The 786-nt window shown below is 67.8% G+C and carries 1 protein-coding gene; it reads right to left on the bottom strand.

The features are described from left to right. Window positions 1-786, bottom strand: a 786-nt coding sequence (locus F0Q45_RS26370; protein WP_262491202.1) for a condensation domain-containing protein, incomplete at both ends; no start/stop codon positions are given.

A 786-nucleotide genomic window follows, 5' to 3' on the forward strand; every position in this document is an offset into this window, starting at 1 on the left:
GGCGGTGTAGGCGGTGGCCAGATCGTTGGCCAGCGGCGCCAGCGAGGCGCCGTCGGCTGCGATGTGGTGCACGACCAACACCAAGGCGTGCTCGGTCTGCGACTCCGCGATCAGCTGGGCGCGCAGCGGAGTCTCGGTGGCCAGCTCGAAGTGGTGCGCGGCGGCCTGGTTCACCGCCTCGGTCAGCGGCATGCCGTCCGCCAGCTCGGTGACGATCAGCGGGACCGTCTCGGCAGGCAGAATCTGCTGATGAGCGACACCGTCGGCCTCGCCGAAGATCGTGCGCAAGCTTTCGTGCCGGGCCACCACATCGGCGAGTGCCGCTCGCAGCGCCGCCACGTCGAGGCTTCCGCGCAGCCGCAACGCCAAGGGTATGTTGTAGGTGGCTGACGGGCCTTCATATCGGTGCAGAAACCATAACCGGGATTGCGCCCAGGACAACGGAATTCGCGCCGGGCGCGGTTGGGCCAACAATGCTGCGCGCGTTGCACGACCGTCGTGAGCGTCGAGCCAGTCCGCCAGTTGGGCCACCGTCGGCGCCTCGAACACCGCCCGGATCGGCACCTCCACACCCAGCTCGACACGAATGCGCGCGACCAACCTGGTCACCGTTAGCGAGTGCCCACCCAGGTCGAAAAACCCATCGTCGCTACCCACCTGCGGCAGGTCCAGCACGTCGGCGAACAACCCCGCCAACAACGCTTCGCGCTGACTGCGCGGTGCCCGGTAGGGTGTGGTGCGGGTGAATTCGGGTGCCGGCAGCGCCTTTCGATCCACCTTGCCGTT

Origin of the sequence: Mycobacterium simiae, from assembly GCF_008370645.1 — a bacterium.
GTDB lineage: Bacteria > Actinomycetota > Actinomycetes > Mycobacteriales > Mycobacteriaceae > Mycobacterium > Mycobacterium simiae_A.